Annotated in this window: 14 protein-coding genes; all 14 read left to right on the plus strand. The window is 30.7% G+C overall.

The window, feature by feature from the left end; genetic code table 11:
• Positions 1 to 1,246, plus strand: a 1,246-nt coding sequence (locus tag IRZ80_RS20350) for a hypothetical protein (RefSeq protein ID WP_194644134.1), incomplete at its 5' end; no start/stop codon positions are given.
• 4 nt (positions 1,247 to 1,250) lie between these two features.
• Entirely contained in the window at positions 1,251 to 1,820 is a 570-nt protein-coding gene (locus tag IRZ80_RS20355; protein WP_194644136.1) for a hypothetical protein, read from the plus strand.
• A 14-nt stretch (positions 1,821 to 1,834) separates the two neighbouring features.
• Positions 1,835 to 2,218, plus strand: a complete 384-nt coding sequence (locus tag IRZ80_RS20360; protein ID WP_194644138.1) for a hypothetical protein — start codon at positions 1,835 to 1,837, stop codon at positions 2,216 to 2,218.
• Positions 2,203 to 2,676, plus strand: a complete 474-nt coding sequence (locus IRZ80_RS20365; protein WP_194644140.1) for a hypothetical protein — start codon at positions 2,203 to 2,205, stop codon at positions 2,674 to 2,676. The genes IRZ80_RS20360 and IRZ80_RS20365 overlap by 16 nt, the downstream gene beginning before the upstream one ends.
• A gap of 75 nt (positions 2,677 to 2,751) precedes the next feature.
• The gene (locus IRZ80_RS20370; protein WP_194644142.1) at positions 2,752 to 3,219 is read left to right on the plus strand and encodes a hypothetical protein; all 468 of its coding nucleotides are present in this window, start codon (positions 2,752 to 2,754) and stop codon (positions 3,217 to 3,219) included.
• Positions 3,212 to 3,808 carry a hypothetical protein gene (locus tag IRZ80_RS20375; protein ID WP_194644144.1) on the plus strand — a complete coding sequence of 199 codons (597 nt, stop codon included), beginning with the start codon at positions 3,212 to 3,214 and terminating at the stop codon, positions 3,806 to 3,808. Before IRZ80_RS20370 ends, IRZ80_RS20375 begins: the two co-directional genes overlap by 8 nt.
• Positions 3,809 to 3,989: 181 nt before the next feature.
• Positions 3,990 to 4,526: a hypothetical protein gene (locus IRZ80_RS20380; RefSeq protein ID WP_194644146.1), complete on the plus strand. Its 537-nt coding sequence runs from the start codon at positions 3,990 to 3,992 to the stop codon at positions 4,524 to 4,526.
• A 175-nt stretch (positions 4,527 to 4,701) separates the two neighbouring features.
• Positions 4,702 to 5,112, plus strand: a complete 411-nt coding sequence (locus tag IRZ80_RS20385; protein WP_194644148.1) for a hypothetical protein — start codon at positions 4,702 to 4,704, stop codon at positions 5,110 to 5,112.
• Between the two features lie 18 nt (positions 5,113 to 5,130).
• Positions 5,131 to 6,060 (plus strand): hypothetical protein, encoded by a 930-nt coding sequence (locus IRZ80_RS20390; RefSeq protein ID WP_194644150.1) that lies wholly within the window; start codon positions 5,131 to 5,133, stop codon positions 6,058 to 6,060.
• A gap of 11 nt (positions 6,061 to 6,071) precedes the next feature.
• Complete coding sequence (locus tag IRZ80_RS20395) at positions 6,072 to 6,686, plus strand: hypothetical protein (protein ID WP_194644152.1); 615 nt, start codon at positions 6,072 to 6,074, stop codon at positions 6,684 to 6,686.
• Between the two features lie 37 nt (positions 6,687 to 6,723).
• Positions 6,724 to 7,191 carry a hypothetical protein gene (locus IRZ80_RS20400; protein WP_194644154.1) on the plus strand — a complete coding sequence of 156 codons (468 nt, stop codon included), beginning with the start codon at positions 6,724 to 6,726 and terminating at the stop codon, positions 7,189 to 7,191.
• A 150-nt stretch (positions 7,192 to 7,341) separates the two neighbouring features.
• Entirely contained in the window at positions 7,342 to 7,527 is a 186-nt protein-coding gene (locus tag IRZ80_RS20405; protein ID WP_194644156.1) for a hypothetical protein, read from the plus strand.
• Positions 7,521 to 8,102 carry a hypothetical protein gene (locus IRZ80_RS20410; protein WP_194644158.1) on the plus strand — a complete coding sequence of 194 codons (582 nt, stop codon included), beginning with the start codon at positions 7,521 to 7,523 and terminating at the stop codon, positions 8,100 to 8,102. The genes IRZ80_RS20405 and IRZ80_RS20410 overlap by 7 nt, the downstream gene beginning before the upstream one ends.
• 11 nt (positions 8,103 to 8,113) lie before the next feature.
• Positions 8,114 to 8,508, plus strand: a 395-nt coding sequence (locus tag IRZ80_RS20415; protein ID WP_194644161.1) for a hypothetical protein, incomplete at its 3' end; no start/stop codon positions are given.

Here is an 8,508-nt window from a genome sequence, read left to right on the forward strand (position 1 = left end):
CGAAAATGGCACACTAGGTTCTGCTCCCTCAGGGAAGAAATCTAGCAAAACACAAGGAAGCTGTACCAGTTATTATTGGATAATGAGATATGGAGATCAAATTATCAGTGCAACTTATCTGTTTTCAATTTGTGATTGCGGCGGTGGCGGTGATGAACTTTTTAAAGTTAATAATTGTGGCGACTCAGGAGTGTTTTTGGGCGGAGGATCAAGTGCTCCATCATCTTCAAATAGACCTACTCCTCCAGCAAATCCAGTCGATAAACAAATCTATAGATATACAGATCCCGATGGAGTATGTACCGTTTACGAATATAATGCTATCAACAGCACCTGGATGATTTTAGAAGTTATTCTTCCTAATGTTGTAATCGCATCAAACAGGGATAATTACGGTATTTTATATTTTCAATGGCCTGTAAATCATCAAAAAGTATTCGATTACTCTACCAGTCTATTGTACACTTATGACGTAGGCTCAGATTCTTGGAGTGGAAAACCAACAACCGCTTCCGAAGCTATTGAAGATAATATTGATGATACCAAACTTGACCCTTGTACAAAAAATATCCTTACAAAATTAAAAACTATAACTCAAAGTGACATTGCTACAATGATTAGTCGTTTTAGTCCTGAGGGTTCTTTCTTTAACATTTATATGAGTATTGGAACTGTAACAAGTTCAAATGATGCAGCTCAAACCACAAGAAAACCTAATTCAACCTATGATATTAATATGGTTTTTAATGAGGATTATATTAATGGTGTAGGTAATCAAGTTCGCCCAACAGATTTATCAATAGCAACTACTATGGCTCACGAAATTATTCACGCTTATTTGATAAGTATTGTTAGTGAGTTTCACAATTGTGGGGCGACAACTATATGCGACTTTCCTGCTCTTTATGATGCGTATGTTGAATATCAAATTTCTAAAGATCCAAATATAATACCTAGTACACATCATGAATTGATAGCAACCAATTATGTTAATGTAATTGCTGCTACAATTCAAGAGTTCCACACGGGTATTCCTGTAGAATTAGGAAAAGCTTCTCAAATTTATACCGATTTGGCTTGGTCTGGCCTCTCTAAAACATCAATTTTCAACACTAAATATCCAGATGATCCCAATAATGTCAATTACAAAGAAAGACAAAGGATATTAGATAGATTCACTAATGAAAAAAACTATGAAAATAGAGGAGGCTTAAATCCTGTTGGCACTCCTTGTCCAAAACAATAAAATTATGAAAAAGTTAAAATTTACATTACTTTTAATTCCTTATTTTATACTCTCCTGTGCGAGTCCAAAATTAATAGGCTATGAACCTATAAAAGTTTTTTTAGAATCCAAAAAATTAGATAAAAAAAAACTCCAAGTTCTTGTTAAACAAAAGGTAAGTTACAAAGAAGCTTTACGGATATTTAATTATAATGAAGGATTCTATCCGTCTGAAGATCCCGATCTTGCAATACATCATGACTTATTTAATAAAAAACATTGGATAAAAATGTATCGGAGATATGCCAATGATACTCTCGTAAGTTATTGGAAAAAGGAAAATTTTGCAGATTATAATTTTGAACTAGAAAAAGCAAAATTAATATTTAAAAGTGCATTTTTAGATAAATACTCAAGTTCCATGAACGTGATATTCTTATCTGAGCCAATGTATTATTGGAATAACAAATATATCATTTTTTTTTACGACAACCTTAATGCAGATAGCAGTAATGAACGCCAAGTTGTTATAATGAAAAAAGTAAAAAAAAAATGGATTATTGTAAAAGTTGTTGGGGATTATATTATTAGTTGATAAAAGTTTGCAACTTGAATATACCATGGTCTGCTAGTTTTATAAATGGTATTAAGGACGATTACCCTGGCATTGCAGATTACTACACAAGGTACGAATACAATATTCCCGCAGGACAACAACCAACAAATACTCAACACGAATTAATGGCGCAACACTCTAGAGATGTGATAGCAGCAGTTTTACAACAATTTGATAATAACCAACATTCTATTGAATTTTATAATGCCCTTTCTTGGGAAGGATTGATGGGTAAAGGTGGAAATCTTGATAGTATAACTTTACTTCCTCCAGAACCAACTGTTGCCTGGAAAAATTTAACACAAGAAGAGCGGAAACAAATTGTTGAAATAATTATTAATTTTAAAAATACAAATCCACCATGTCAACAATTTTAAAAAAAATGACTATTCTAGTATTCTCAGTGCTACTTTGTTTATCTTTTTCTCAAGAAGAAGAAAAAAAGCAAGAATTGACAACGGTATTTATTGATTTAAAAGATAAAAATATTGCAAATTTTAGTATTAATAAAAGTCAAACAAAGGCACAATTTGGTTTTTACTATAAAGGATATGAATCCAAAAAAGCAAGGGAAAAAAGTATTCAAAAAATTAGAAGTACTCACATAGATAGTCAAAATGAGCCTTCTTTTATATATTACCTTTATAGCTTCGGTAGTTTTTCGTCTAGACCAGAAAAGCCAGAAAAAATAATTACATTAGAAGATATCCATTACATAACGTTAAAAGAATTTAGAGAAAAAAATTTTAAATCCACTAATAGTGTTTATATAATTTATAAGCTAAAAGATAGTACTTATTTAAAGTGGAAGACTTTTTATTTCTCTATGGAATAATATTATTTTTGAATCCTAACAAAAGCCTGATGCGCTATCGAAAAGTTAAATAAGTTACTCACAAATAAATCCGCCATGCCAATAGTATTAAGAAAAATATTAGTTTTATTTTGTTTGGTTAATTCTTGTTTATCCTTTTCTCAAGAAATAAAAAAGCAAGAATCAACAATGGTAGTTATAGACCTAAAAGACAAAAAAATAGCTAGTTACTTTATAAATAAAGACACTACAACTGCACAATTTAATTTTTATCTTAAGGGCTATGAAACAAAACAAGCAAGACACATAGGGTTAAAAAAATATAAAAACATATATCCTAGCCCAGGAAAACCAACTTTTATCTGTTTTTTTTATAGTTCTTCTACCTTTTCATTAAATATCAAAAAGCCAGAAAAATTAAAAACTTTAGAAGGAATAAATTACATTTCATTAAAAGAATTTCAAAAAAACAATTATGAATGCACTCGTAGTATTTATATAATTCACCGACTGAAAGATGGAACTTATTTAAATTGGGAAATGTATCGATTATCTGATGACTAAGTTAGCATATCCAATTTTTATCATACTACTTATCATTTTATTGATAAGTAGTTGTTCACCAACAAAAGACAAACATCAAGCCCTGAATGATTATGTTAATACAGTTGTTAAAGATACATTCCAAGAAATAATTATCATTAAAAACAAAATTAACTCTAATCAAACTATTGATATATTTAAATTTGGCACTATTTATGGAGAAACTAAATTAGACACAATATTATATAATGAAAGAGACTGGAGAAAGATGGAAAAAAAATATGCTGTTAACTATCAAGCAGGAAAAAATCTATGGTTTACAACTGATTTTTGGACTAAAGAGAATTTTAATCATAAACGAATAATCTTTGAAGATTCTTTTGTTGGCAAAGCTGATGCTTTTCAAGAAAAATATGATTACAAGCCTTCTATTGACATATATTCATTTTCAGAACCTATCCATTATAAAAATAAAAGAGTTGTTGTTTTTACAGTACATAAAACTGCCACATCATTTATTGGCTTGGGTCACACACACATAATAATTATGAAAAAAAAAGGAGGTAAATGGATTGTTACACATACTGGCTTACCCGATTGGCATAATTAAAAAAAATCTAACCCTGATGGAGTATGTACTGTCTATAAGTATAATAGTAGCCTAAACAGTTGGATAATTATAGAGGTAATCCTTTCTAATGTTGTAATCGCATCAAACAGGGATAATTACGGTATTTTATATTTTCAATAGCCTGTAAATCATCAAAAAGTGTTCGATTACTACCAGTCTATTGTACACTTATGAAGCAAGTTCAGATTCTTGGGTTGGAATACCGGGTGACTCTCCAAAGAATCCTTGTGACGCTGCTAAGTCAACAACTATTGATTCTAAAGATAGTAACTATGCGTCGGCAAAAAGTAATATCTTAGGTGCAGATCCTACAATAGAACATAGTATTACTCTTGGTAAAGATGCTAACGGAAATATAACCCAAGCACCTATGAATAATGGAGGGACAAATGATGTAGTCGTAAATCAAACTTGGACTGGAGCTTTTGCATCTTTACACAACCATCCCAACAATACACAATTATCTGCTGGAGACATCTATAATGCTGTTATACTAAATAATAAAAACAGTAATTTTACTACTTCATTTGTTTTGATAAACGGAGAGACCTATGCAATTGTTGTTACAAATTTAGTAGAAGCAAATGCCTTTGTAACGGCTTATCCAGCAGATATAAATCTACCTTATCCACCTGAATTTAATGATGCAATTTTTAACCAATTACAAGCCTCGTTTCATATATGGGTTCAAGCGTAGAAGGAAAGACTAAGGCAATAGCTTTTGTTTTAGATAAATACAACTCTGGAATAACCTTGATGAAATAAGATAGTAATGGTGAGTTTTATCCGCTGAAAAACACAGAAACAACATTACCTGATGGTACTAAAAACTATACTCCAACACCTTGTAACTAACAAATAAATCAACAAATATGAAAATTATATTAAAAACATTAATCCTATTCTTGTTCATAAACAGCAGCTGTAAAGCTCAGCAAATGGTACAAACCCCTAACGATGCTTACAAACTAAAAACAAATGAACAACAGTTTATTAATAAACCCTTAAAAAATCTCCTAAAAGAAATAAAACCTGAAATAAAAATGGCTTACGGTACACTAGATTATCCATCATATTTCTCTTTTAGGTTTATTAGCTCAGAAGAAATAAAACATAAACCAATAGAATCAAATATTTTGGGTTTATATATATATGTCAAAGAACCTTTAGATTGGAAATTTGAAGAAAGAATTAAAGGCAAAGAATACCAATGGACAAAAGAAGACATAGAAAAATACGGCAACCTTACTGTAGTTCGAATTAAGGTTATTGGCAAAGATTAAAAAACTTTTGTTTATCACATGCTTAACAATACAACATCCGATGGAGTATGTACTGTCTATAAGTATAATAGTGGCCTAAACAGTTGGGTAATTATAGAGATAATCCTTCCTAATGTTGTAATCGCATCAAACAGGGATAATTACGGTATTTTATATTTTCAATGGCCTGTAAATCATCAAAAAGTGTTCGATTACTCTACCAGTCTATTGTACACTTATGACGTAGGCTCAGATTCTTGGAGTGGAAAACCAACAACCGCTTCCGAAGCTATTGAAGAAAAAATCGACTATACTCAACTAGATCCCTGCCCAAAAGAAGTTTTTGAACAATTAAAAAATGCATCAAATTTAGATATTAAAGATATATTAGAAAAACTGGGTGCAGAAAGTCAATATACCGTAAATATGGTGATGGAATCCACAGATAAAAATTATGCAGAAACTCAAAGGATTTCTAAATACAATTATGAAATTAGAGTAGACCGCGATAGGTATGAAGACGGCACTAAGCTATTTAAAGCTACAGCATTGATACATGAAATAATACATGCTTATTTTTTGAGTATTGTAGATGATTACAATTATACCCCAAGCACAGCATTGCTGACCTTTCCCGAATTATTTGAGGCTTACGTAAAAAAAACATACCCGAATCCTGACGATGCTGACCATAAAGTAATGGCTGATAAGTATGCAGATGCAATGGCATCTGCATTGAAAGAATATGACTCAAACTTTTCTGTACCTTACCAAACTGTACCTGACCAAGTTTACAAAGATTTGGCTTGGGCAAGTTTAAATGAAGCTCCCATATTTAACAAAACCTTTCCCCCTGGAAGTGCTGATAATATTAGAATTCTAAATAGATATAGAGCTGAATCTTCAGGTCATGCTGTTGAACAAGGCACTCCAAATGCACAATCACCAGTAGGAAAACCATGTAACTAAATTTTAAGAAAATGAAAAACTACTTTTTTTACACAGTCCTAATTTTGTTGTTTATAACAAATTTTTCAGACACTTTATCTGCACAATCCACTAATGAAAAGTACAAAGCACTCAATGACTATTTTGAAACAATTATAAAAGATACAACTCAAGTTGTTTTTGTTGCTAAAGAAAAGGTTAATTCCAATCTGACTTTAAATATATTTGGATTAAATGAAATATTGATCGTTGATTCCCTAGGAAATTGGAAGAGCGATACTACATTATATAAAAACAAAGACTTCGAAAAGATGAAGAAAGACTATGAAAACAGTTGTGTGCCAGGCAAGAGAATTTGGTGTAATAACGATTTTTGGACAAAAGAGGATTTTAGATATAAAAAAATTTCTCTAGAAAGTATGAATACCAAAAAAGAAATTGAACTTATTCTTGATAAGTATAATAGAGCAGACATTAAAGTATATGGCTTCTCTGAACCGATCTATTATCAAAACAAAAGATATATTATTTTCACGATGCATAAATCACATATCGCTGGAGCAAGCACACAAATTATAATAATGAAGAAAATAAAAGATAAGTGGATTGTGACACATATAGGCTCAAATCCTAATATAATTAATTAATTTAATTGTGTTATTCAAATTCAAATAATTTATAGAGATGAAATATATTGTAACTAGTCTTTTATTATGTGTATTTTCGTTATCTTTTTCTCAAAAAATAGAACCTATAATTATTTATATAGAATTTAAACTTGATAAAAAATGTTCCGAAGAGCAAAAATTCTATTCAAATGAGGAGAGAGGAGTCATCTTTAATTTATTTTGCGATAAAGGAGGAAGCTATTTATGGAATTCAAAATCAGATACTGTTTCTATTTCTAACTTAAAAAAATATCATATATCAACCTTAGAACAAATTGAAAAACTACAAAAAAAATGGTGGAAAAAGAACCGAAAGACTTTGGAAAAGAAATTTGGTGAAAATTGTTGTCCTCCTTATGATAAAGATTATATTTTTCAGACTTATTTGATAGAGATAATAAACGAGAAGCAATTCGTTATATATACAGTAAAATGGAGGAATTTAGGGACTATTTCTGACAGTGAAGAACTTCCAAAAAGATAATCCCGATGGAGAGTATGTACCGTTTACGTATATAACACCACCAAAAGCACTTGGTTAATTTCAAAGGTAATTCTTCCCAATATTATAATTTCTAAAAACAAGGACAACTATGGCGTTTTATATTTTCAATGGCCTGTAAATTATCAAAAAGTGTTTGATTATTCTACCAGTCTATTGTACACTTATGACGTAGGCTCAGATTCTTGGAGTGGAAAACCAACAACTGCTCCAGAAGCTATTGAAGAAAGTATTGACTATTCCCTACTAGATCCTTGCCCAAAAGGGGTGATGGATGAACTAAAAAACCAACAAACACAGATATCGCAAATGTGTTAAAAAAACTGGGAGCAGAAAGTCAGTATACCGTAAATATGGTAATGAAACCAGCAACTACTTATGCGGAAGCTCAGAGAATTTCTAAATACAATTATGAAATTAGAATTGACCGTGAAAGATCTACAGATGGTACGAAGCTATATAAAGCTACAGCATTAATACACGAAATAATACATGCTTATTTTTTAAGTATTGTAGATGATTACAATTATACTCCATCAACTGCATCTGCATTACCCTCTTTTGCTGAATTATTTGAAGTTTATGTTAAAAAAGAACGCCCTACTAGTGTCGAAAAAGATGATGCAGACCATTTAGCAATGGCTAATAGATATGTCGACGCTATGGCTTCTGCATTGCAGGAATATGATGCTAATTATATAATAGATTACCAAGTTTATAAAGATTTGGCTTGGGGAGGATTAAGTGCAGCTCCCATATTTGATAAAACCTTTCCCCCAGGAAGTGCTGAAAGTAATAGAATTCTAAATAGATATAAAGCTGAATCTTCAGGCCATGCTGTAGAACAAGGCACCCAAAATGCGCAATCACCTGTAGGAAAACCATGTAATTAAATTTTAAGGAAATGAAAAACTACTTTTTTTACACAATCATTATTTTATTATTTATAACCAATTTTTCAAATGCTTTATTTGCACAATCCACTAATGAAAAGTACCAAGCACTTAATGCCTATTTTAAAACAATTATAAAAGATACAACCCAAGTTGTTTTTGTTGCTAAAGAAAAAATTAATTCAAATAAGACTTTAAATATATTTGGATTAAACTATATATCGATTGTTGATTCCGCAGGAAACAGCAAGGGCAAGGGTACATTATATAAAAAGAAAGACTTCGAAAAGATGAAGAAAGAATATGAAAATAATTGTATACCTGGTAAGAGAATTTGGTGTAATGACGATTACTGGACAAAAGATAACTTTAGATATAAAAAAATTGCTTTAGAAAGTATGAATAC

This window comes from Flavobacterium sp. HJJ (genome assembly GCF_015351475.1).
GTDB lineage: Bacteria > Bacteroidota > Bacteroidia > Flavobacteriales > Flavobacteriaceae > Flavobacterium > Flavobacterium marginilacus.